20 protein-coding genes are annotated in these 23,876 nt (G+C 30.4%); 6 read left to right on the forward strand and 14 right to left on the reverse strand.

The window, feature by feature from the left end; genetic code table 11:
- Position 1 precedes the first annotated feature (1 nt).
- The 8 genes from LQK79_RS01080 to LQK79_RS01115 form a co-directional block, all read right to left on the reverse strand.
- Positions 2–493, reverse strand: coding sequence for a chemotaxis protein CheD (locus tag LQK79_RS01080; protein WP_231015141.1), 492 nt, complete (start codon positions 491–493; stop codon positions 2–4).
- Between the two features lie 18 nt (positions 494–511).
- On the reverse strand, positions 512–958 hold the full coding sequence (locus LQK79_RS01085) for a chemotaxis protein CheW (RefSeq protein WP_053241003.1): 447 nt from the start codon (positions 956–958) through the stop codon (positions 512–514).
- Positions 959–972: 14 nt separating this feature from the next.
- The gene (locus LQK79_RS01090; RefSeq protein ID WP_231015142.1) at positions 973–2,886 is read right to left on the reverse strand and encodes a flagellar assembly protein A; all 1,914 of its coding nucleotides are present in this window, start codon (positions 2,884–2,886) and stop codon (positions 973–975) included.
- 285 nt (positions 2,887–3,171) lie between these two features.
- Positions 3,172–3,996: an aminotransferase class IV gene (locus tag LQK79_RS01095; protein ID WP_231015143.1), complete on the reverse strand. Its 825-nt coding sequence runs from the start codon at positions 3,994–3,996 to the stop codon at positions 3,172–3,174.
- 21 nt (positions 3,997–4,017) lie between these two features.
- Positions 4,018–4,659, reverse strand: coding sequence for an HAD-IB family hydrolase (locus LQK79_RS01100; RefSeq protein WP_053241005.1), 642 nt, complete (start codon positions 4,657–4,659; stop codon positions 4,018–4,020).
- A 162-nt stretch (positions 4,660–4,821) separates the two neighbouring features.
- Entirely contained in the window at positions 4,822–5,157 is a 336-nt protein-coding gene (locus LQK79_RS01105; protein WP_053241006.1) for a DUF1292 domain-containing protein, read from the reverse strand.
- 211 nt (positions 5,158–5,368) lie between these two features.
- Positions 5,369–8,884: a pyruvate:ferredoxin (flavodoxin) oxidoreductase gene (gene nifJ / locus LQK79_RS01110; protein WP_231015145.1), complete on the reverse strand. Its 3,516-nt coding sequence runs from the start codon at positions 8,882–8,884 to the stop codon at positions 5,369–5,371.
- Between the two features lie 388 nt (positions 8,885–9,272).
- Entirely contained in the window at positions 9,273–9,905 is a 633-nt protein-coding gene (locus LQK79_RS01115; protein ID WP_053241007.1) for a CAP domain-containing protein, read from the reverse strand.
- A 461-nt stretch (positions 9,906–10,366) separates the two neighbouring features.
- On the opposite strand from LQK79_RS01115, the gene rbr reads away from it, so the two are divergent.
- On the forward strand, positions 10,367–10,954 hold the full coding sequence (rbr, locus tag LQK79_RS01120) for a rubrerythrin (protein ID WP_231015147.1): 588 nt from the start codon (positions 10,367–10,369) through the stop codon (positions 10,952–10,954).
- A gap of 586 nt (positions 10,955–11,540) precedes the next feature.
- On the opposite strand, the gene LQK79_RS01125 is transcribed toward rbr, so the two are convergent.
- Positions 11,541–12,611: an undecaprenyldiphospho-muramoylpentapeptide beta-N-acetylglucosaminyltransferase gene (locus LQK79_RS01125; protein WP_231015148.1), complete on the reverse strand. Its 1,071-nt coding sequence runs from the start codon at positions 12,609–12,611 to the stop codon at positions 11,541–11,543.
- A gap of 232 nt (positions 12,612–12,843) precedes the next feature.
- Between LQK79_RS01125 and LQK79_RS01130 the strand changes: the two genes are divergently transcribed.
- Positions 12,844–13,029, forward strand: a complete 186-nt coding sequence (locus LQK79_RS01130; protein WP_231015149.1) for an alpha/beta-type small acid-soluble spore protein — start codon at positions 12,844–12,846, stop codon at positions 13,027–13,029.
- A 22-nt stretch (positions 13,030–13,051) separates the two neighbouring features.
- On the opposite strand, the gene recJ is transcribed toward LQK79_RS01130, so the two are convergent.
- From recJ to LQK79_RS01155, 5 genes are all read right to left on the reverse strand, one after another.
- Positions 13,052–14,842 (reverse strand): single-stranded-DNA-specific exonuclease RecJ, encoded by a 1,791-nt coding sequence (gene recJ, locus LQK79_RS01135; RefSeq protein WP_231015151.1) that lies wholly within the window; start codon positions 14,840–14,842, stop codon positions 13,052–13,054.
- A 35-nt stretch (positions 14,843–14,877) separates the two neighbouring features.
- Positions 14,878–15,954 (reverse strand): tRNA 2-thiouridine(34) synthase MnmA, encoded by a 1,077-nt coding sequence (gene mnmA / locus LQK79_RS01140; RefSeq protein WP_231015153.1) that lies wholly within the window; start codon positions 15,952–15,954, stop codon positions 14,878–14,880.
- Positions 15,955–16,065: 111 nt separating this feature from the next.
- Positions 16,066–17,178: a cysteine desulfurase family protein gene (locus tag LQK79_RS01145; RefSeq protein WP_231015154.1), complete on the reverse strand. Its 1,113-nt coding sequence runs from the start codon at positions 17,176–17,178 to the stop codon at positions 16,066–16,068.
- 109 nt (positions 17,179–17,287) lie between these two features.
- Positions 17,288–18,217 (reverse strand): cysteine synthase A, encoded by a 930-nt coding sequence (cysK, locus tag LQK79_RS01150; RefSeq protein WP_231015155.1) that lies wholly within the window; start codon positions 18,215–18,217, stop codon positions 17,288–17,290.
- Positions 18,218–18,656: 439 nt separating this feature from the next.
- On the reverse strand, positions 18,657–19,100 hold the full coding sequence (locus tag LQK79_RS01155) for an RrF2 family transcriptional regulator (RefSeq protein WP_053241014.1): 444 nt from the start codon (positions 19,098–19,100) through the stop codon (positions 18,657–18,659).
- A 292-nt stretch (positions 19,101–19,392) separates the two neighbouring features.
- On the opposite strand from LQK79_RS01155, the gene LQK79_RS01160 reads away from it, so the two are divergent.
- The 4 genes from LQK79_RS01160 to LQK79_RS01175 all read left to right on the forward strand — a co-directional run bounded on the left by LQK79_RS01160 (position 19,393) and on the right by LQK79_RS01175 (position 23,785).
- A complete protein-coding gene (locus tag LQK79_RS01160) occupies positions 19,393–20,532 on the forward strand; it encodes a glucose-1-phosphate adenylyltransferase (RefSeq protein WP_231015157.1) in 1,140 nt (379 codons plus the stop codon).
- 16 nt (positions 20,533–20,548) lie between these two features.
- On the forward strand, positions 20,549–21,661 hold the full coding sequence (gene glgD / locus LQK79_RS01165; protein WP_231015159.1) for a glucose-1-phosphate adenylyltransferase subunit GlgD: 1,113 nt from the start codon (positions 20,549–20,551) through the stop codon (positions 21,659–21,661).
- A gap of 41 nt (positions 21,662–21,702) precedes the next feature.
- On the forward strand, positions 21,703–23,139 hold the full coding sequence (glgA, locus tag LQK79_RS01170) for a glycogen synthase GlgA (RefSeq protein WP_231015161.1): 1,437 nt from the start codon (positions 21,703–21,705) through the stop codon (positions 23,137–23,139).
- A 70-nt stretch (positions 23,140–23,209) separates the two neighbouring features.
- Positions 23,210–23,785: a CBM20 domain-containing protein gene (locus tag LQK79_RS01175; RefSeq protein WP_231015162.1), complete on the forward strand. Its 576-nt coding sequence runs from the start codon at positions 23,210–23,212 to the stop codon at positions 23,783–23,785.
- The last annotated feature ends 91 nt before the right edge of the window (positions 23,786–23,876 follow it).

Here is a 23,876-nt window from a genome sequence, read left to right on the forward strand (position 1 = left end):
ATTAAATTTCTTTAATACCCAATCCTACAGTTCTTATTTGTACAGCACCATTAGATGTATCAAAAATCATAGTTCGTCCCTTATTTCCACCTACATCTTCCCCTAATATTGGTATTTTCATTTTCTCAAGTGCCTTTTTTACTGCTATACCATTTCTATTTCCTATATCCATATTCATTTTTTTATCTGAAAAATTAAACATAGATGCTCCACCTGCTATTTTAGCTTTCATATTGCCTAATTCTCCGCCATTTCCCACCATCTTTTTTACCAGTATTGGTATACTTAGATCAGCAAATTTATACGGATTAGTAACTTTACTAAATTGAGTACTATCTGGAAGCATAATATGTGCTAATCCACCCAACTTATTTTTTGCATCATATATAGCTATGCCAATACAAGATCCCAATCCCACTGTTATAATCTTTCCAGGTGAAAATGAAATATTGAGGTCTGCTATTCCAACCCTCACTTCTACAATACTTTCCATATCGCTAACCAAACTACTTTACAGCAGTTTCTTTTCCTCTTCAGATAATATTTGTGCCATATTAAGAAAAATAATAATCTTATTATCCATTTTAATAAGTCCTTCCAAATATCTTTTTGAAATTCCAGACACAACTTCAGGTGGTTCTTCTACATTGTCACTACTTACATCTTTAACTTCTGAAACTAAATCTACAATAACTCCTATTTTTCCATTTTCATATTTTACTACTATTAGTTTTGAATTTGAAGTTATTTTACTATTTTCTATATTAAACCTTTTAGAAAGTGATATAACAGGAAGCACTTTTCCTTCATAATTAATTACCCCATCAACAAATTCTGGTACATCAGGAAGCTTAGTTGTAGGTTCATATCCTAATATTCTTTCAACTTCCATAATATCTGTTGCATAATATTCACCATTTACACTGAATATTAAGATTTTAAGTTCTTTATTGTCCATATTGTATTATCCTCCTACAATAATAATTTATCCACTATAAGATCGTCTTTCTGATCTACATAAACGTGTATATTTTTACTAGGATTATCAATAGTAACCTCTTTATTTCCCACTGCAAATATAGTATTAGGGTAAGCTATCTCAGCATATATATGGCCGTTTATATCAACACTTATTCTTGTTATTACTCCACCAATACTACCAACAACCCCACATTTAATTTGGTTTTTAGCTCTAAGCTGCCCTCCTCTTGTCACTGCATTTTTATTTATAAATTCAATACTATCGTTTGATGTAATATTAGATATATATTCTCCTTTACCTGTAATATAAATATTTCCAGAACTTTCGATTTTACATTCTTGAATATATGGAATATCTATATCCGATGGTATAGACAATATAGACTTCAAATTTTTAACTTCTTCTTCAGCACTCTCCGATATAATTCTGAGCTCGTTAACATTTCTAATACGAAGAGGAGCAATTCCTATTAATTTTTCAATAAATAATTTTTCAAATTTATTATTAGCATCATTTACAAGTGAAATATAACTTTTGCACAGTTTAGTTATATTTTTAAACTTACTCTCAATAAGTATTTTAATAATTTCTCCATCAGAGGAAAACTTATTTTTAGTATTATATTTTTTTATTTGATAAACTGCTTCTACCAATTCATTTATATTATTTTTCAAATCATCTAAAATTTCAATTTTAGATAAAACCTCAACGTCTTCTCCCCCACTATAAACCTGGGACAATATAGCATTCTTACCGATTGTTACATTCCCCTTCGCTTTAATAATAGCGCCTTCCACATTGCCATTAACAATGATATCATTTCCAGATTCTACACTCATTCCTTCAAGTACACTGCCTCTAATATTCACTGCTCCAACAAATTTAATATTTCCAGTTTTTAAATCAACATTAGAATTCACTTCATGAATATCTACTATAAAAAATCTATTTCCTTTAAAGGAGGCTTTTCCACTTTTAAGTGCTATCACTTTATTAGCTTCTATTTTGCAATTTTCATCACAGGCAATGCTAATCCTCTTACCAGACTTCTTTTTTATTTCTTTACCATATACATCTTTGCCATTTTTTCCTTCTCTTCCATCATGTTTAATAGCTATTACTGTTCCTTTATCTATAGCATCTACAAATCCAATGCTTTTAAAGTCAATATTACCATTTTCATTTTCTTTAAATTTTAGATTTCCATTCATATTCACTTTAAATTCTATGCTATCATTTTCATCATTTTCAACTTCTATTCCCTTTGCAACAAGCATTCTATCTATATCTCTCCCAGAAACACACCTCTTTATATTCTCTTCTAAAATACCGTATACAATTTTATTTTTATTAAGTTCATTTTTAAGCTCATTTTCAGTGTAAAAAGGCGGCTTTTCCTGCTTAAGTATCTCAGCTTCAAGCAGGATTTCATTGCTTTCTGGGCTATCTTTCAATTTAAATTCATTTTTATTTATATAATTTATATCAACGTAAACTTCAAGATTATCAGGAGTAATAGATATATTTAATTTCCTTGTTGGTTTCTCAACTTCATCAAATTTAACCTTTATGTTCATAGAACTGTTTATTTCCTTTTTTCCAAAGGCTTGAACACCATCAATTGTTACAAATATATTTTGTGGAATTATTATTTTAGCAAAACTTCCTTTTTCCTTTGGATCAGTTACAATAATTTTGCCATCAATTACACAAACAGTACCATCTACGCTTTTTTCATTACTTTTATCTTCAAACTCTACTGCAATCCGTGCTTTTTTCTTAAAAAAGCTATTTTTTTCTTCCAGTATTTCATATTTAATATCGCTTTTTCTTATGTTTAATTCACTACATGCCTTATTTATACATTCCTCAACTGTTGATCCATGAAATATTTCTCTTCTCATAAAAAATACACTCCCATGAAATTATTTCTATATAAATTATATCACATAATTATCAGGAACTTACCTTTTTTTACATAATACACTTATTTTTTATCGTAAAATTTTACAAATACTTTATATTTTTTTACTTTTTATCAGCATATTACTTTACTTCTCATTTAAGTCAGTATACTAATATAGATAAACAGCCTAGAGTCCAAAAATTGTAAGTTCAAAGTGTATCCTCACAAATCAAAATTTAATTTAGAGTAGATAGTAGTGAGAATTAAAACTGTAAGTAATAATTTATGAAAACTGACTTACATATTGTTCAATGTAATTATCATAGGATTTGTGAATTTCTTTTATAACTGAATTATTAGAAGAATCAAAACATATAGTATCAACTTTATTAATAGGAAGTACTTTTGGTGATGTACCAGAAATAAATAGTCCATCCATATATTTTATGTTTTCATAATTAACACGTTCTTCTTTAATTTTATATCCACATTCTAAAACTACTTTTATAATTATATCTCTTGTTATCCCTGGCAAAACATCTTCTACAGGTGATGTATAAATGCAGTCTCCTTTAACCATAAATATATTGGATTTGCTGCCCTCTGTTATGTTTCCATTTCTATCAACTAATATAGCTTCAAATACCCTTTTATTTTTTATGGCTTTATCTGTACCTTCTCTAAAGCTAACATCCATAATTTTAGCATTAGGATTTTTTCTCTCACCTTTAAATAGTATAGTAGCTACTCCCTCTTTATAATCTTTTTCACTAGGATAATGATGTTTAATAAAGTAACAGTAAAAATTACATTCATTATTATAAAAGTTAAATACCACCTTAATATTTCCAAACTGAACTTTATTTATTTCAGTAAGCCTCAATATTGAGTCCTTTAATTTTTCATTATTAAATGGCAGCTTTAAATTAGATATATTTGCAGAATTAATCATCCTATAAATGTGTTTTTCAAAAAATAACGGTATACCCTTATATATTCTTATAACTTCATATAAAGATTTACCCTTTGAAATAAAATTTCCATCAAACTCATTTGAGCCTTTTATATCCTCATTAAATATATAGTAATCATTTTCAATTATTTCCATTTAAATTCCCCCAAGCTTACTTTATTTCCATTTAACAATTTCAATATTATCATCTTTCTTTTTAGGATTAACAAGATAAGGATGACCTACTAATTTAAACAAAGGCAAATCTGATAGAGAGTCAGAATACATGTATGATGCTTTAAAATCAACATTAATTTTTTCTTCTTTTAAAACTTCCATTAATCTTTTTACCTTTTCTTCTCCTTTACAATTTTCACCTATAATTTTTTTTCTGTACTTTCCATCCTCACGGGTAAACCTAGTTCCTATAACTTTATCAACTTCTTTTAAATTATAAAATTCATTTAAATAAAATTCTGCGGATGCAGATATAAGAAATATTTTATATCCTTCACTTTTTAGCTTCTTCATTGTATTTATAGCATCAACATACAGTATATGCGAAAGCCTTTTATGATAGAATTCCTTAACATACTCTTTCATCTTATTTTCATCTACGCCATCAATAAACGATATAAAGTTTTCCTTTGCAGTTTTTGCTGTAAAAATTCCTATTGAAAATAGAAAAGCCGAAATGACATTCTTAGGTAAATATATAACAAGCTTAGGTTTCTTTTTTATCATAAACAAATAAAACTCTAATAAAGTTTCTCTCTTTGTAAGAGTATAATCAACATCAAATATAGCAAGTTTTTCCATAAGATTATCTCCATATTTATTATATATTTTTTAAAAAAGTCGATGCAAAATGCATCGACCTTAAAATAACTCTATATAAAAGAATCTATTACATTTTTATCTAATAAAAATTCTTATATAGAAAAGGATTAAAACCATTAATAGTTAAGCTACAGTACTACTTTACTTTGAAACAATGCTTTCATAATATTTAGAAGCAGCTTCAAATTCGTTGTCATCAGGGATTACAAGTTCTCCTTCTTCCCCTTCAACTTTAAATAAGTACACTGAATCATTTTGAGGATTTTGAACTAATACAAATTCTTTATCTTCATACACAAAACCGTCTACAATTTCACAAGAAATTGAATTTCCGTTTTCATCCTCAAGTTCAACCATCATTGGCTCATGTTCACCACAATCGCATCCGCAGTCACAATCATGATGATGTTCTTCATGCTCATGTTCCTCTCCGCAGCAACCGCAGTCACATGTATTTAGGTTTTCTTTTTCATCCATATATATTGCCTCCTTTTCTCACTAAAGATATATAACTTTAAATTTAAAGCTGCATATCTTTATGTTATAATTCTAACCTTATTTTATTAATTTTAAAAGGGGGTTTTTTAAAATATTTTAATTTATTTCTACAATACATTAATATATTCTACAAATATTTTAAAATTAATTTCACTACATAATATAAAAAAGGGCTAAACGCCCTTTTTTATTATTGATTAGCTAATTTCTTATATCCTTCAAGTCTCTCTTTTGCATCTTTTTCTGTCTTAGCATATAATTCATCAGCTTTATCAGGGAATACTTTCTTTAATGAAGCATATCTAACTTCTCCAAGTAAGAATTCCTTAAAGTTTCCTGTTGGTTCTTTTGAATCAAGAACGAATGGATTCTTTCCTTCTTCTTTTAATAATGGGTTATATCTGTAAAGTGCCCAATATCCACAATCTACAGCTTTTTTCTGTTCTAACTGACTGCAGCCCATTCCTGCTTTTAATCCATGATTAATACATGGTGAATATCCTATTATAAGTGATGGACCATGATAGTTTTCTGCTTCTTTTAAAGCTTTTAATAACTGATTCTTATCTGAACCCATAGCTACTTGAGCAACATATACATAACCATAGCTCATAGCCATCATTCCAAGATCCTTCTTCTTTGTCTTCTTACCTGAAGCTGCAAATTGAGCTATAGCAGAAGCTGGAGTTGCTTTTGATGATTGTCCACCTGTATTAGAATATACTTCTGTATCGAATACAAATATGTTTACATCTTCTCCGCTTGCAAGAACATGGTCAACACCGCCGTATCCTATATCGTAAGCCCAGCCGTCTCCACCAAATATCCATTGAGATCTCTTAACTAGGTAATCTTTATTTGTATATAATTCTGCAAGAGCTGCGTTTGAATCTTTTTCTTTTTCAAGTAAAGGTAATAATTTATCTACAACTGCTCTTGAAGCTTCTCCGTTTTCTTTGTTTTCAATCCAATCTTGAAGTGCTGCTTTAAGTTCTGCACTAACTCCAGAATTGATTGCTTCAGCAGCAAGATCTGCCATTCTTTCTCTTAATTGTTTAACTCCAAGAAGCATTCCAAGTCCGTATTCAGCATTATCTTCAAATAATGAGTTAGCCCATGCTGGTCCTTGTCCATTTTCATTAGTTGTATATGGCATTGAAGGAGCACTACATCCCCAAATTGATGTACAACCTGTAGCATTAGCTACCATCATTCTATCTCCATATAATTGAGTTATAAGTTTAGCGTAAGATGCTTCTCCACATCCTGCACAAGCTCCATTGAACTCAAGAAGTGGCTTTTCAAATTGGCTTCCTTTAACTGTATATTTGTTTGCAATTTCCTTCTTTTCTGGAAGACTTACTCCATAATCAAAGTATTTTGCAGCATCATATTGAGTTTCAGCTGGCTTCATAACTAAAGCTTTTTCTTTAGCTGGGCAAGCCTGAGCACAATTTCCGCATCCTGTACAATCAAGTGGGCTTATAACTATTGAGAAACTTAATTCTTCAGTTGATTTAACTCCCATTGCTTTCTTAAATTTCATTCCTTCTGGAGCCTTTTTAACTTCTGCTTCAGTTGCAAGAACTGGTCTTATTACTGCATGAGGACAAACAAATGAACACTGATTACATTCGATACATTTATCTGCATCCCATTCAGGAATGTTTATTGCAATTCCTCTCTTTTCATAAGCTGCTGTTCCAACAGGATATGTTCCATCTTCTTTTCCTGTAAATGCGCTTACTGGAAGTTTGTCTCCTTCTTGTCTATTCATTGGTTCAAGTATGTCAGTTATGAACTTAGGCTTTGGTGCTTCATCCTTAACTTCATCTTTTGCATCAGCCCATGCTGCTGGAACATCTATTTTAACAATAGCTCCAACACCTTGATCTATTGCAGCGTTGTTCATATCAACAACTTTTTGACCTTTTTTACCGTAATTTGTTACAACTGCGTCTTTTAAGTATTTAACAGCATCTTCTACTGGGATGATGTTTGCAATTTTAAAGAAAGCAGCTTGACAAATCATGTTTACTCTTCCGCCAAGACCTATTGCTTGAGCAATCTTTATAGCATTTAATGTATAGAAATGAATATTATTCTTAGCAATATATCTTTTCATTGAAGCTGGAAGTTTTTCTTCTAATTCTTCTGGACTCCAGATTGTATTAAGTAAGAAATTTCCGCCTTTTTTAAGTCCTGCAAGAACATCATACTTATGAACATAACTTTGGTTATGACAAGCAATAAAGTCTGCTTTATCAACTAAATATGGTGATTTTATTTGCTTTTTACCAAATCTTAAATGTGATACTGTTATACCGCCTGATTTCTTTGAATCATAAGCAAAGTATCCTTGAGCATACATTTCTGTATGGTCTCCTATGATTTTTATAGCACTCTTGTTTGCACCAACAGTACCATCTGAACCAAGACCCCAGAACTTACATGTTTTAGTTCCTTCTGGTGTTGTATCTATTTCAATTTCTGGAACTGGAAGAGATGTATTTGTAACATCATCAACTATACCTATAGTAAATCCATCTTTTGGTGCAGCTGCTTTTAAGTTTTCAAACACTGAATAAATGTGAACTGGTAATGTATCTTTTGAACCAAGTCCGTATCTTCCTCCAACTATAACTGGTCTTGTTTCTGCATTGTAGAATGCTTTAACAACATCAAGATATAATGGCTCAGCTTGAGAACCAGGTTCTTTTGTTCTATCAAGAACAGCAATTTTTTTAACTGTTTTTGGTATATATTTCAAGAAATGTTCAACAGAGAAAGGTCTATAAAGATGTATTTTTAATACTCCTACTTTTTCTCCTTTAGCTCTTAAATAATCAATAGTTTCTTCTACAGTATCACAAACAGAACCCATAGCTATGATTACTCTATCAGCATCTTCTGCTCCATAGTAGTTGAATAAGTGATATTCTCTACCAGTGATTTTGCTTATTTCTCCCATGTAATGTTCAACCATTTCAGGAATTGCATCGTAGAATTTATTTTGAGCTTCTTTTCCTTGGAAGTAAACATCTGAACCTTCATTGCTTCCTCTTTGAACTGGATGATCTGGATTTAATGCATTTCTTCTAAATTCATTAACAGCATCCATGTCTAGTAATCCTCTTAAATCTTCATAGTCCATTACTTCAATTTTTTGAATTTCATGTGAAGTTCTGAATCCATCAAAGAAGTTTATAAAAGGAACTCTTCCCTTTATAGCTGTTAAGTGGGCTACTGCTGATAAATCCATAACTTCTTGTACACTTCCTTCAGCAAGAAGAGCACAACCAGTTTGTCTAGCAGCCATAACATCCTGATGATCTCCATATATATTTAAAGAATGAGTAGCTAATGCTCTAGCACTAACATGAAATACTCCAGGTAAAAGTTCTCCTGCGATTTTATACATGTTTGGTATCATTAAAAGCATACCCTGTGAAGCTGTGTATGTAGTTGTTAAAGCTCCTGCTTGAAGTGAACCATGAACTGCACCAGCAGCTCCTGCTTCTGATTGCATTTCCATTATTTTAACTTTTTGTCCAAAGAGATTTAATCTTCCTTGAGTTGCCCATTCATCTACATGTTCTGCCATTGGTGATGATGGAGTAATAGGATAAATTGCTGCAACATCAGTAAATGCATATGATATATGAGCTGCGGCAGTATTACCATCCATAGTTTTCATTTTTTTCATACTTGTTTACCCCTTCCTTTAAATACAAAATATTTTTATATTAGGAATTATAGGCAAAATAATTTGCCTATAAAAACTTACCAGAGTTTGTTACATTTTTAACTATACTATAAAAAAATTTTTAAGCAAAACTATTTTTAAATAATTATTCCCACATAAATCTAAAAAATCTTTGCTTATCTTCTTTATTTACAATCTTTCTCACTTTTGCTTTTTTAGAATGAATGTAAACAAATGAATAATTTATTAACCCAGTTAATTATAATACTACTTTATCCAAAAAGTTTCAACAAAATTATTAAAGCATTTTAATTATATACTACTTTGAAAACCATTTCAAGTTTTTCCACTATATATTGCAGCTGCTGCGCTTTTGATTTAAAGCCTTTTATTGCTTTATAAATACTTGAGTCCAATATATCTGTCCGCTTGAACTTTTGACCATACCAACACCTATTTGATTATACTGTTTTCCTAAAATATTAGCTCTATGACCAGGTGAATTCATCCAACCATTCATAACTGAAGATGGTGTAGTATATCCATAGGCTATGTTTTCTCCCGCTGCAGAATAAACTATTCCATATTTTCCTATTAGTGAAAATGTAGATCCAAAGGTAGGTGAGTTATGTGAAAAATAATTTTTATCTGACATATCCTGTGACTTAACCCTGGCTACTCTTGAAAGTTCCCAATTTAATTTCAAAGGTGCAAGCCCAACTTTACTTCTTTCCACATTAACAAGTCTTGCCACTTCACTTTCCTGGGATTGAGTGGTTCTTATATCTGGCAGCTTTATTGTTTGACCAGTAATTATCATATTAGGATCTGCTATTTTAGGATTTAATGCAACTATTTCAGATACCCCAGTTTGATTTTTCACTGCTATTTTCCACAATGTATCCCCTGCTTTGATAACATAAGTATAGGTCTTTTCCTGTATTTTTGCATATGCACTCATTTGCATCGAGAGCATAAACACCACTGATAAAATTAATACTTGTTTAAAATATTTTTTCATAATACTTTTCTTCCTCCCTAAAATTTTTATATATTTATTTTTAGGAATTTTGGAAATACTATACCTATAAAATTGTTATAGTACAACTTTTTTTATAGGTACACAACTTGGAACTTCAAAATTGCAAAATTCAAGTTTATCCTAACAAACTGGAACTTAACTCAGAGTAGAGAGTAGGGAGTACAGAGTACAGTGAAGAATGATTTTTCTCCTCTATGCTTCGAAAAATCTAAAACTTAATGCTTACGCATGGCATAAAACATAGTGTTCAGCGCAGCTGACACTATTAGGTTTTAAGGTTTACCTAAGTGAAACGAAAGGTAAATCTACATTCACGGTACTCTCTACTCTGTACTCCCTACTCTGCTTTACAACTTCCAGTTCAACAGGATTAATTTGGCATTAGTCATTTTAACCTTTTAAGTTGTCTATCTATAAATAAAAAAATTGGAGGCTTTAAAATGAAAAGTTTAGTAAATTCAAAAACTGCTGAAAATCTTGCAAAAGCTTTTGCTGGAGAATCTCAGGCAAGAAATAGGTATACAATATATGCTAGGGCTGCTGAAAAAGAAGGTTATAATCAAATTTATTCTATATTTATAGAAACCGCAGAAAACGAAAGAGCTCATGCCAAGGTTTTCTTTGATTTTTTAGTTCAAGGTCTTGGAAAATCTCAAATAAAAGTAGATACGGAATATCCAATAGGATATGGAAACACAGAACAAAATTTACAATATGCTGCTGAAGGAGAAAAAGAGGAATGGGGCACAGCTTATCCTTCCTTTGCAAAAATTGCTAATGAAGAAGGATATCCCGAAATAGAAGCTGCTTTTAATAATATAGTTGCAATAGAGAAAAGCCACGAAAAAAGGTTTTTAGATTTCAAAAATAGACTTTCAGAAAAAACTATATATAATAGGAAGGAACAGACTTATTGGAAATGTAAAAATTGCGGATTTATATATTTAGGAACAACTGCTCCAACTATATGTCCTGTTTGCAAATATCCTCAAGGTTACTTTGAAATAGCCAATGATTATGAAAAATAAAAACACTTTGAAATTTTAGATTGAGCAAAATATTGGGATACAATTTAACTAAGGTACATGGAGCTGTCGCACTAAAAAATTATTCAAACGTAATCTAAAAATATTGCGAACTAAAATAAGTGAAGGGTTTTAACTCACTTAGCTCGTTAAAAGACTAACTTTTTCACTTGTGTGAAAAGTGAAGGGTTTGACGATGCTTTGCACGTTAAAGGTGAACTTTTTGGCTAAAGCCAAAAGTTAAGGTGATTTTTCTTCCGCTTTGCTGCGGAAAAATTATTAATTTAAATCAAAGATTTTCCGTAGATAAGCGGAGGAAAATCATCATTAGCTTTTTACTAAAGGTAAAAAAGTTCACCTTTTAACGAGCAGCGCAAGTTAAAACCCTTCACCCTTAGCTTTTTCGCCTTCTTTTCAGGCGAAAAAAGTTAACTATTACTTCGCAATATTTTTAAATTACATATTAAATAATTATTAGTGCGACAGCTCCCTTAATTTTTTAAATTACTTGTAAAACATTAAAAATGTATATTTTAAAAATTTCATATAGTTCCATCATATAACGTTTTCTGTTATACAACACATAATATTATCTTTTATACTTATTTATTAGTCCAATTATGTTATCAACTGCATCTCTTGCAGTACTTGAATTCATTTTATCTATATAATTTTTTCTATTTATATACAATTCACTTATTTTATTTTTAAGAGTTTCTGCATTTAAATTTTCTTCTTGTATTACAATACTATATCCAGCTTTTTTAAATGAAGCTGCATTTAATATTTGATCACCCCTGCTTGATTTTTTAGATAATGGTATCAATATATTAGGTTTTTTAAGCGCTAAAAGTTCAAAAATCACATTGGCACCTGCCCTTGATATAACAATATCTGCTGCTTGCATAAGATGTGGTAATTCATCAGATACGTAATCAAACTGCTTATACCCATTTAATTTTAGTAAATTGTTATCAATATTATTCTTGCCACAAATATGAATTACATCATATACTTTTAATAGTTCCTTTAAAATTCCACGAACTTGATCATTGATTACCTTTGATCCTAGGCTTCCTCCTATTACTAAAATAACGGCTTTGTCACCTTTAAATCCACATATGTGAAGTCCATTAGCTTTATTCCCATTAAATAGTTCTTGTCTTATAGGAGTACCAGTTAAAATGGCTTTATCTCCTTTTATATTTTTAATTGATTCTGGAAATGTAACACATACCTTGTCGCAATAAGGTGCAGCTATCTTATTTGCAAGCCCTGGAGTGATATCAGATTCATGAGCAACTACTGGCACATGGCAAAAATGAGCTGCCATAACAACTGGCACGGACACAAATCCTCCCTTGGAAAATACTATATTAGGTTTTTCTTTTTTCATTATTGTTATAGACTGAAAAACTCCTTTAATTACCTTAAAAGGATCCGTAAAGTTTTTTAAATCAAAATATCTTCTTAGTTTTCCGCTAGATATAGTATGGTATTTTATATTTTCTTTTTTAATAATTCCCCTCTCTATACCATCTTTAGTCCCTATATACTGGACTTCATAATCAAGCTTTTTTAGTTCTGGAACTAAAGCTAAATTTGGAGTAACATGGCCAGCCGAACCTCCACCTGTCATTATAATTTTAAATTTACTCATAAAAAAATCCTCCCTTATAAATTACATAAAACATTTTATCACAATTATAGATACATTGCCTTAAAATCAAATTTAAAATTCCACAATATTACATAAGGCAGTTATTTTATACTTTAAATAGTTAATTGTCCATTAACTAATGTAAGCTTCCTTTTTTGTCTTAATCCCACCATCATATTGTTTTGAATATGGGTTAAAATATTAGTACAAAATTAAAAAGGAGGCGAAAAGCATGTCAAACAAGCATTTAGTTCCAGAGGCTAGAGAAGGCTTGGATTACCTTAAAATGGAAGTTGCTAAAGAATTAGATGTTCCACTAAGTGAAGGATATAATGGCGACCTTACTTCTAGACAGTGTGGTTCTGTTGGAGGAGAGATGGTCAAAAAAATGGTTGCAGATTATGAATCAAAATTATAATAAATAGCGTACAGCAAGTAATTTATTTACGAGCTGTACGCTCACTATGATTTCTAAAATTTTTAATAACTAATTGAACAGTTTTATTATTCATAAACTCATTAGTTTCTATATTGAAAGTTATATCAAGCTTTACGCTGCCGGAATAAGACGAATAAAGCTTTTTAAGTTCATTTTCTCCATATCCATCTATAATAACTTTTTCAAATTCATAGACACCATTAAAATATATAGCATTAAGTATTCTTCCTGAATTTGACTTTATTTTTAACTTAATCACATTTTTATTCTTGCCTATTACATTAGCATTTATTATACTAACAGCTTTATCTGCAAAAATAGGCTTGGGATTTCCTTTTCCAAATGGTTCTAATGACTTTATTTCCTCTGAAAGTTCTAGTGATACATAATCAATATGAAGCTGCATATCTATATGAACCTTAGGGACTATATCTTCATCACTTAAAGTACAATTTGCATTAAGTTTAGTTCTTAACTTATCAACCATATCTAAACTTTTAAGTGAAAGACCTGCTGCCATTGGATGTCCGCCAAATTTTTCAATTAAGTCTCTACACTCAACTAACCCTTCAAACATGTTGTATTCTTCAATTGACCTACCGGAGCCTTTAATACCTTCATTTGCATCTGTAAATATTATAGTAGGAACATTATATTTCTCTTTAATTCTTCCTGCAATTATTCCAGCAACACTTTCATGTATATCGTTTAAATGAATCACAAGAACTTTATTCATTGAAAAATGAAGCTTTTCTATGACCTCTTCAGCTTTTTGTACTCCTAAGTTTGTTATTTCCTGTCTTTCCACATTAAATTCATGAAGCTCTTTTGCAAATTCGACTGCCTCTTTTTCATCTTTACATAAAAGTAATTTTAAAGCTATTTTTGCGTGTTTAAGCCTTCCCACAGCATTAATTGTAGGTCCTATGACGAATCCAAGTGAATAAACATTTATTTCCTTATCGCCTAATCCAACTTCATTAATAAGAGCCTTCAATCCTATGTTTTTAGTATTATTTATAAGCTCAAGTCCCTTTTTTACAATTATCCTATTTTCGTCTATAATATCTACAACATCACATACTGTAGCAATAGCTGCATATTCCAAAAAACTATAGCTTTGGCATATGTCAATATTCATGATTTCATATAGAACCTGTATAAACTTAAAAATAACTCCTGCGCCACATAACTTATTAAATGGGTATTTACAATCCTCCTGTTTAGGATTTACAACTGCGTCAGCATTGGGCACCACAAAACTCTTTTTTCCATTTTCTTCTACAAACGGAACATCATGATGATCGGTTATAACAACCTTCATTCCAAACTTTTTAGCCATTTCCATTTGCTTTATTGCTGCAATTCCATTATCACAAGTTATGATTACATCAAAATTATTATCTTTAGCATATAAAATTATATTTTCATTAATTCCATATCCTTCTGTAATTCTATCAGGAATATAGTAGCTCACTTTATTAGTAAATTTAGATATAGCTTCATAAAGCATATATGTGCTCATAATCCCATCAACATCGTAATCTCCTACTATTAATATGCTTTGGCTATCTTCTACTGCATCCTTTATTATAAAAGCTCCCTTTTCAATATCTTTCATCAACTTAGCATTATAGAGCATGTTTAAAGATGGATTTATAAAACGCCTTTCATCGCTTTTATTATATATTCCTCTATTTAATAATATTCTTGTTAATACTTCACTAATTCCAAATTCTTTTGATAATTTATTTATATTTGCTTTTACATTTCTAAGAAGCCACTTTTCCAAGTAAATCACACACCCTGCTTAAATCACTTATGGTCTTAAACAATTTCATCTATAATTCCACCACCAACTAAAAGATCTCCTTTATAAAATACAGCAGACTGTCCTTTAGTTATAGCTCTTTGAGGAATTTCAAATTTAATCTTTACTCTTCCATTCTCTATAGGACTTATTATGGCTTTTGATGTTTTTGCATTATACCTTATTTTAGCGTCTACTTCCATAGGTTCTTCTAATTTATCAAAAGGTATAAAATTATTATTCTTTGTTATAAGTTCATTCTTAAAAATATCCTTTTCATCACCAAGAACAACTTCATTTTTGTCTGCTTTTATATCTGTTACAAATATTCTCTTACCCGCTGATATTCCAAGTCCTTTTCTTTGTCCTATAGTATAATAAGCTATTCCTTTGTGTTTGCCTATAAAGTTTCCTTTTTCATCTACAAAATTTCCTTCTCTTATATCATTTGGACACTGTCTTTTGATAAAACCACCATGGTCATCATCTGGAACAAAACATATTTCTTCACTGTCCCTTTTATTAAACACATTAAGTCCTATTTCCTTTGCAATCTCCCTTATATGCTCCTTTTCATAATCTCCACATGGCATTAGTGTATGCTCAAGTTGATATTGAGTCATATTATACATAACATAAGTTTGATCTTTTTTATCATCAACAGATTTTCTTATTACATACCTTCCATTTTCTTTTGAAATTTTGCAGTAATGACCTGTAGCAACATAATCGGCACCTAAACTTTGAGCTTTTTTAAGAAGAGCATCAAACTTTATATATTTATTACATGCAATACAAGGATTAGGAGTTCTGCCCTTTAAATAATCATCTACAAAATAATCAATTACTTTATCTTTAAATACTTCTGTAAAATTCATTACATAAAATGGTATTTCAAGTTTATAGGCTACTCTTCTAGCGTCTTCAACAGCTGAAATTGAGCAGCAGCCTCCTTCTTTTTCATTATAAAAAGCATCGTCTGGAGTTAACTTCATAGTTATTCCTATAACATCATATCCTTGTTTTTTTAGCAAATAAGCCGCTACAGAACTATCAACCCCTCCGCTCATTCCTATAACAACTTTTTTATTCATACATTATCACCATTACCTTATCTTTTTTATATAATTTTAATTAGTAAATCGCTATTTATTTTCATAAAATATCGATGTTTCTACGAATTTTGTGAAAAAGAAATAGCTGATTTACTTTAAAATTTCGCATAATTTATTTAGGGTATAATTAATATCCTCTTCTGTTGTAAATTTTCCTATTGTAAATCTTATTGAACTTTTTGCATCATCTCTTGAAAGCCCAATGGCTGTAAGTACATGTGAAGGTTCTATTGCCCCAGCAGAACATGCACTCCCAAGTGAAGCACAAATACCTGCCATATCCAAGTTTATTAAAATACCCTCTCCATCTTTTCCATTAAAACATAAATTTATATTATTTGAAAGTCTTTTTTCATCCCTAGGTCCATTTAATTTTACATTTGGAATTTTAAGAGCTTCATTTATAAAAATATCTCTCAATCTTTTTTGCCTTTCAACTTCTTTTTCAAGATCACTATATACTATTTCAAACGCCTTAGCAATTCCAACTATATATGGTATATTTTCAGTTCCACTTCTTCTTCCTCTTTGCTGCTGTCCACCGTAAATCAAATTACTTATTTGGGTTCCTCTTTTAATATAAAGTATTCCTATTCCTTTTGGTGCATAAATTTTATGTCCTGAAACTGACATTAAATCTACATTCATTTGGTTTACATCAAGCTTAATATGCCCTGCTGCTTGAACTGCATCCGTATGAAATATAATATTTTTTTCCTTAAGGATTTTTCCTATTTCATTAATAGGTTCAATTGTACCTATCTCATTGTTTGCTGCCATAATAGATACTAATATAGTTTCATCTTTTATACTTCCTTTTAAATCATCTATAGACACTAGCCCTTCTGAATTTACAGGAAGGTATGTAATTTCGAACCCTTGGCTTTCTAAAAACTTACAAGCACTAAGTATAGCATGATGTTCTATAGAAGTTGTTATTATATGTTTCCCCTTATTTTTGTTTGCCATAGCTGTGCCAATCAGTGCCCAATTATCGCTTTCTGTACCACCACTAGTAAAAAATACTTCTTCATTTTTACAATTTAAAATTGTTGCAATAGTATTTTTAGCCTCATCTAACGCAATTTTGCTTTTCATTGAAAAAGAATAAGCGGAAGACGGATTACCATAGAATTCGCTAAAATATGGTTTCATCTCTTCAACAACCTCATCAAGAACCATAGTAGTTGCTGAATAATCCATATAGACATGCCTTTTCACATTATCACCCTTTTCACTAATTTAATTAAAGCGCAGTGACTTTTGCACTGCGCTTTAAAATACACCATTTATATAATTATACTACAAAACATTAATCAAATACAGGCATTGATAAATATCTTTGACCGCTGTCTGGAAGAATAACAACTATATTTTTATCTGAAAATTCAGGTCTACTTGCAACAATTTTTCCTGCATACAAAGCAGCACCAGCTGATATACCTGCAAGTATTCCCTCTGTAACAACTAATTCTTTAGTTGCTGCAAATGCTTCTTCATTTTTTATTGTAATTATTTCATCCACAAGACTTCTATCAAAAACTTTTGGAACAAATCCGGCGCCTATTCCTTGTATTTTATGAGGACCTGATTTTCCTCCTGAAAGTACAGGTGAATCAAATGGTTCCACAGCAATAATTTTAATATTTGGATTTTTCTCTTTTAAAGTTCTTGCAATTCCTGTAATAGTTCCACCTGTTCCTACTCCTGCAACTACAGCATCAACTTTTCCATCTGTATCTTCCCATATTTCTTCTCCAGTAGTAACCTTGTGAATAGCTGGATTTGAAGGATTATCAAATTGTTGAGGTATAAAAGAATTTGAATTTTCCTTAGCTAACTCCTCTGCCTTTTTAATAGCACCCTTCATTCCTTCTACTCCTGGTGTTAATACTAGCTCAGCACCGTATGCTTTAAGAAGCTTTCTTCTTTCAATACTCATAGTCTCAGGCATTGTAAGTATAAGTCTATATCCCTTAGCAGCAGAGATTAAAGCTAATCCAACTCCTGTGTTTCCACTTGTAGGTTCAATTATAACCGTATCTTTATTTATTTTACCTCTATCTTCAGCATCTTTAATCATAGAATATGCAATTCTATCTTTTATGCTTCCAGATGGATTAAAATATTCAACTTTTCCAAGTATATTTCCATTAAATCCTTCTTTTTCTTTATAGTTTTTCAATTGAACTAAAGGTGTTTTTCCTATAGTTTCAATAATGTTATTATAAATTTTACTCATTTAAGCCACCCCACTATTTTTTTTATTTATAAACTAATATTAAACATACATTTTTACTAGGATTTATAGTATATAAATATTGCAAAGTAATAACTAACTTTTTTACCTTCAGTAAAAAGTTAATTATGATAAACATATACGAAGCTTGGGCTTTGCCAATTATCCTTCTTGAACAAGGTGTTATGGGATTTCTATAACCCGTTTCTCTACAGAAAATCTTTAATTTAAATTAATAATTTTTCAGCAGCGAAGCGGAAGAAAAATCACCTTAACTTTTGGCTTTAGCCGAAAAGTTCACCTTTGACGTGCAAAGCATCATCAAACCCTTCACTTTTCACACAAGTGAAAAAGTTAGTCTTTTAACGAGCAAAGCGAGTTAAAACCCTTAACTCCAATTACTTCGCAATATTTATTAATTGCAAAAATCAAACTATTCAGTCTAGATATAATACATATAATTTGAATTTATTAGATTATTATAATTAATCACCAAATCCTCAAGTGTGATAGAATCTACTATTTCACTTATAGCATTATTCAAACGATCCCATATGTTATTTCTTATACAGCTATCAAGCTTATCTTCATTAACAACTTGATTATCATCTCTTTCAACAACAACAAGATCTCCTTCAAGTGCTCTTAAAACATTACCTACAGTTATTTCATTCATACTTTTTGCAAGCACATAACCACCCTGAGAACCCTTTCTTCCCTTTACAAGTCCTTCTTTCCTAAGAGAGGAAAAAATTTGTTCCAAATAACCTTCTGAAATATTCTGTCTTTGTGATATACTTTTAAGTGTAACACTATCATTTATTGAATTAACAGCCAAATCTACCATAGCCTTTAATCCGTATCTTCCTTTTGTTGATATTTTCATAATAAACACACCCATTTTTTAGTTTTTCTATATATTTAGTATGTTTTAATAATATAACTTAATTTACTAATTGTCAAGTATCACAAAAAAATACTTTAATTGAATAACAATATATAGTATTATTTACTTATTTACCATAAATATTCACGTCACACATAATATTGATTTATTTTAAAACTTTTGCATTAATATTTCTATTTAGCCATTCTCTTTTTCAAGAAAATATTGTAAAATAGAAATGTAGTTCAGTTCTTATTTTATTTTTTTATACAAAAGTAGGGAGGGGATATTCTTGTTAAAAAAGGAAGTTATAGCAATGATTTTAGCTGGTGGACAAGGTAGTCGTCTGGGCATACTTACCAGAAAAACTGCTAAACCAGCTGTTCCATTTGGAGGAAAATATAAAATTATTGATTTTACATTAAGTAATTGTTCAAATTCTGGAATTGATACAGTTGGCGTTTTAACTCAATACAGACCTTTAGAACTAAACGCTCACATAGGTATAGGAAGCCCTTGGGATCTTGATAGAAACGACGGGGGAGTTAGTCTTCTTCCTCCTTATATGAAAGAAACTGGTGGAAATTGGTATAAAGGAACAGCAAATGCAATTTATCAAAACAGGCACTTTGTAAACTCTTTTTCACCTGAATATGTAGTAATATTATCAGGGGATCATATTTACAAAATGGATTATTCTAAAATGCTGGACTACCATAAAGAAAAAAAAGCAGATGCAACCATAGCAGTAATTGAAGTACCTATAGAAGAAGCTAGCAGATTTGGCATTATGAATACAAATGAAGATAATGAAATATACGAATTTGAAGAAAAACCAAAAAAACCGAAAAGTAACCTAGCTTCAATGGGAATATATATTTTTAATTGGAAGCTTCTTGAAAAATACTTGCAACAAGATGAAGATGATGAAAAGTCTAGTAACGACTTTGGGAAAAATATAATTCCAAACATGTTAAATGATAAAAGGTCATTATATGCTTATCATTTTGATGGTTATTGGAAGGATGTTGGAACAATAGATAGTTTGTGGCAAGCAAACATGGATTTATTAAATGATAATAATGAACTAAACATATATGATCCAGCCTGGAAAATATATTCTGTTAATCCTACACGTCCACCTCAATATATTGGCTGCGATTCAGATGTAAAAGGTTCTTTAATAGTTGAAGGCTGTGTAGTCTTGGGTGCTGTTCATAATTCAGTACTATTTCCAAATGTACATGTAGGTAATAATTCTATTATTAAAGATTCAGTTATTATGCCAAATGTAAATATAGGCGATAACGTAATAATTAAAAAAGCTATTATCGGATGCAATTCTAAAGTATCAGATAATTGCAAAATTGGTGATGGGGAAAAAATTACCGTTATAGGCGAAGATAAGAAAATAAAAGAAGACTTAATCTGATAAATGAGGTGGAAAAATGTTAAATGATTATATGTCAATTTTAACTTTAAGTGAAGATGATGCATCTATAAAAGTACTTACGAAAAAAAGACCTTTGGCTTCAATTCCAGTAGCTGGAAGATACAGAATCATAGATTTTGTTCTTTCAAATCTTGTAAACTCGGGAATAAGAAATGTAGGAATACTAACTGAAGGGAACTCAAGATCGCTTATTGACCACCTTGGTTCTGGCAAGCCTTGGGACCTTGATAGAAAATTAAATGGTCTTTTTGTATTTAGTTTTGGTGGAGTAAACTCATATCTCAGTGATATTGAAATGCTAAAAAATAATATGGAGTATATATACAGAAGTAAGCAATCAAAAATTATAATCTCTTCATCCTTTATGATATGTAATATTAACTATGAGAAAGCAGCAAAATTCCATGAAGAATCTGGCAGCGATATTACTATAATATACAAAAAAATCACTGACGGTAAAACGCACTTTCTAAATCGTAACATTCTTAATTTGAATGAAAATTCTGAAGTTTTAGGTATAGGTAAAAATATAGGTACAGAAAATAATCAAAACATATCCATGGAAATGTTTATAATGGATAAAAGTTTGTTAATAAACATATTAAATTCTTGCATAAAAACAGGTTTCTGGTCTACAATTTCTGAGTGGATTTATAGAAATTGCAACAATCTAAATATCAATGGGTATGAATTTAAAGGTTACTTAAAGTGCATCGATTCAATTCAATCTTACTATGAAGCTAATATGGACATGCTGAGCCTTGATATAAACAAAGAACTTTTTTTTAGTAATGGTCTTATATACACTAAGGTAATGGATGAAGCTCCTACAAAATACTTTAACGGCTCATATGTATGTAATTCACTTATAGCTAATGGTTCCTTGATTCAAGGATTTGTAACAAATAGCATAATATCAAGAAGAGTAATAATTCATAAAGGTGCAAAAGTTAGAAACTGCATTATAATGCAGAATTGCGAGATAAAGGAAAACGCTAAACTTACAAATGTAATAATAGATAAAAATGTTCTAATTGAAGAAGGTAAAGAATTAAAAGGTGATAAGGAATACCCTGTTGTTATTGAAAAACGTTCTCTTTACCAATAATTATAAACATGATGTAAAAATATTATAATGGAGATGATTACTTGAAAGTACTATTTGCTGCTTCAGAAAGTTTTCCTTTTTTGAAAACTGGAGGACTTGGTGATGTCGCCTATGCTCTTCCAAAGGCTCTTAGAAAGTTAGGTATAGATGCAAGGGTTATAATTCCTAAATATTCAGACATTCCAGAAAATTTCAAATATAACACTCATCATATTGCAAGTTTTAACGTTCCTGTTGGATGGAGAAGTCAATATGGTGGACTAGAGTACTATGAATATGATGGTATACCATTTTATTTCATAGATAATGATTACTACTTTAAAAGAGCTGGATGCTATGGGTATTATGATGATGGTGAAAGATTTGCTTATTTCTCCAGAGCAATTTTACAAGCTATAACTTATATGGGAGATTTCAATCCTGACGTAATCCACTGCAACGATTGGCAAACATCAATGATACCAGTTTTATTAAAGGAGCACTACAGAGATTATTCAAACTACAATCACATAAAAACAATTTATACTATACACAATTTAAAGTATCAAGGAGTTTTTGATAAAAGCGTTCTAAATGAGCTTTTATGCTTAAATGAAGGATATTTTAATGAAAATTGCTTAAAGTTTTATGATGGCGTTTCATATATGAAAGGTGGTTTGCTATTTGCCGATAAAATTTCAACTGTAAGCAATACTTATGCTCAGGAAATAAAAACTCCATATTACGGTGAACATCTTCATGGTATAATGCAATCAAGATCTAACGATTTATGGGGAATAGTAAATGGAATAGACTATGATTTAATGAACCCTAGCACAGATAGAAATTTGTTTTTTAATTTTGATTCAAACAGCCTTTATAATAAAACAAAAAACAAAACTGAACTCCAAAAAATGCTTAATCTCACACCTAGCGAAGGAACTCCTTTAATAGGAATTGTGTCTAGGCTTGTAGACCAAAAAGGATTTGATTTAATTGCTTGCGTCCTTGAAGAATTACTTCAAGATGGAATACAGCTTGTAGTACTCGGTACAGGTGAAAGAAAATATGAGGATATGTTTAAATACTTCGCATGGAAATATCCAAATAAACTATCTGCAAATATATATTTTGACAGCAGTCTTGCTCAAAAAATATATGCAGCTTCTGATATGTTCCTTATGCCATCATTATTTGAGCCCTGTGGAATAGGACAGCTTATAGCTTTAAGATATGGCAGCCTCCCTATTGTTCGTGAAACTGGTGGTCTAAAAGATACTGTTCAACCATTTAATCCTTGCAATGGAGAAGGTAATGGCTTTTCATTTACTAATTACAATGCTTATGATATGCTTCATGTAATTAGAAATGCTGAATATTTTTATTATAACGAAAAGGATAATTGGACAAAACTTGTTAAAAGAGCAATGAGTGAAAATAACAGTTGGGATAATTCGGCTAAAACTTATATAAATCTATATAATTCAGTACTTTATTAAAATAATACTATGTTTCAAAAGGATATTCATAAAATTTTTATATAAATTATATTGTAAGGAGATTGAGGATATGAAAAAAAGTAATGTAAAAAAGTCGACTTCAACAAAAACTAGTTCTACTGACCATATAAATACTAGCATAAAAAAAGCTACTGAAACTTCTATTGTTAAATCTTCTTCTACTGGAACTAAAAATATTTTAGAAGCTAAGGAAACAAGCACAATAACATTGACTAAACCTTCAACCGAAACTCCTAAGGATATTAACTGCGAAACAAAAGAACAATGTGAAACAAATAAAAAATCCGAAGACAAGAAAGTTGAAGAGTCCACAGTTGATTTTACTTTTAAAGTAAACAACAAAACATCATACTTCGGTGAAGAATTATATGTATGTGGAAATATTAAGGAACTTGGAAATTGGGATATCAAAAATGCCTTTAATCTGACTACTGATGAAAATTTATATCCAAGCTGGAAAGGAACTATTGCACTACCTATAGATACTTATATTGAATTTAAATTTGTATCTGTAGGAAATGATGGAACAAATGAAAACATAATTTGGGAAAACGGAGAAAATAGAGCTGCTACTATAACAAAAGACTCTGATAAATACGAAAGTGACTGGAATGGAGCAAAGTAATATTTTTTCGGCACATTAAATAAAGGCTATAAATCTAAAGTTAAAAATCTAAAAAAGACTAAGAACTTTTAATAACTCGCTTTGCTCAAAC

This window comes from Clostridium guangxiense, from assembly GCF_021043395.1.
GTDB lineage: Bacteria > Bacillota > Clostridia > Clostridiales > Clostridiaceae > Clostridium_S > Clostridium_S guangxiense.

Coding starts and splice junctions, on each gene's coding strand:
- LQK79_RS01080 (WP_231015141.1), bottom strand. CDS start 493: ATGGAAAGTATTGTAGAAGTGAGGGTTGGAATAGCAGACCTCAATATT.
- LQK79_RS01085 (WP_053241003.1), bottom strand. CDS start 958: ATGGACAATAAAGAACTTAAAATCTTAATATTCAGTGTAAATGGTGAA.
- LQK79_RS01090 (WP_231015142.1), bottom strand. CDS start 2,886: ATGAGAAGAGAAATATTTCATGGATCAACAGTTGAGGAATGTATAAAT.
- LQK79_RS01095 (WP_231015143.1), bottom strand. CDS start 3,996: ATGGAAATAATTGAAAATGATTACTATATATTTAATGAGGATATAAAA.
- LQK79_RS01100 (WP_053241005.1), bottom strand. CDS start 4,659: ATGGAAAAACTTGCTATATTTGATGTTGATTATACTCTTACAAAGAGA.
- LQK79_RS01105 (WP_053241006.1), bottom strand. CDS start 5,157: ATGGATGAAAAAGAAAACCTAAATACATGTGACTGCGGTTGCTGCGGA.
- nifJ (WP_231015145.1), bottom strand. CDS start 8,884: ATGAAAAAAATGAAAACTATGGATGGTAATACTGCCGCAGCTCATATA.
- LQK79_RS01115 (WP_053241007.1), bottom strand. CDS start 9,905: ATGAAAAAATATTTTAAACAAGTATTAATTTTATCAGTGGTGTTTATG.
- rbr (WP_231015147.1), top strand. CDS start 10,367: ATGAAAAGTTTAGTAAATTCAAAAACTGCTGAAAATCTTGCAAAAGCT.
- LQK79_RS01125 (WP_231015148.1), bottom strand. CDS start 12,611: ATGAGTAAATTTAAAATTATAATGACAGGTGGAGGTTCGGCTGGCCAT.
- LQK79_RS01130 (WP_231015149.1), top strand. CDS start 12,844: ATGTCAAACAAGCATTTAGTTCCAGAGGCTAGAGAAGGCTTGGATTAC.
- mnmA (WP_231015153.1), bottom strand. CDS start 15,954: ATGAATAAAAAAGTTGTTATAGGAATGAGCGGAGGGGTTGATAGTTCT.
- LQK79_RS01145 (WP_231015154.1), bottom strand. CDS start 17,178: ATGGATTATTCAGCAACTACTATGGTTCTTGATGAGGTTGTTGAAGAG.
- cysK (WP_231015155.1), bottom strand. CDS start 18,217: ATGAGTAAAATTTATAATAACATTATTGAAACTATAGGAAAAACACCT.
- LQK79_RS01155 (WP_053241014.1), bottom strand. CDS start 19,100: ATGAAAATATCAACAAAAGGAAGATACGGATTAAAGGCTATGGTAGAT.
- glgD (WP_231015159.1), top strand. CDS start 20,549: ATGTTAAATGATTATATGTCAATTTTAACTTTAAGTGAAGATGATGCA.
- LQK79_RS01175 (WP_231015162.1), top strand. CDS start 23,210: ATGAAAAAAAGTAATGTAAAAAAGTCGACTTCAACAAAAACTAGTTCT.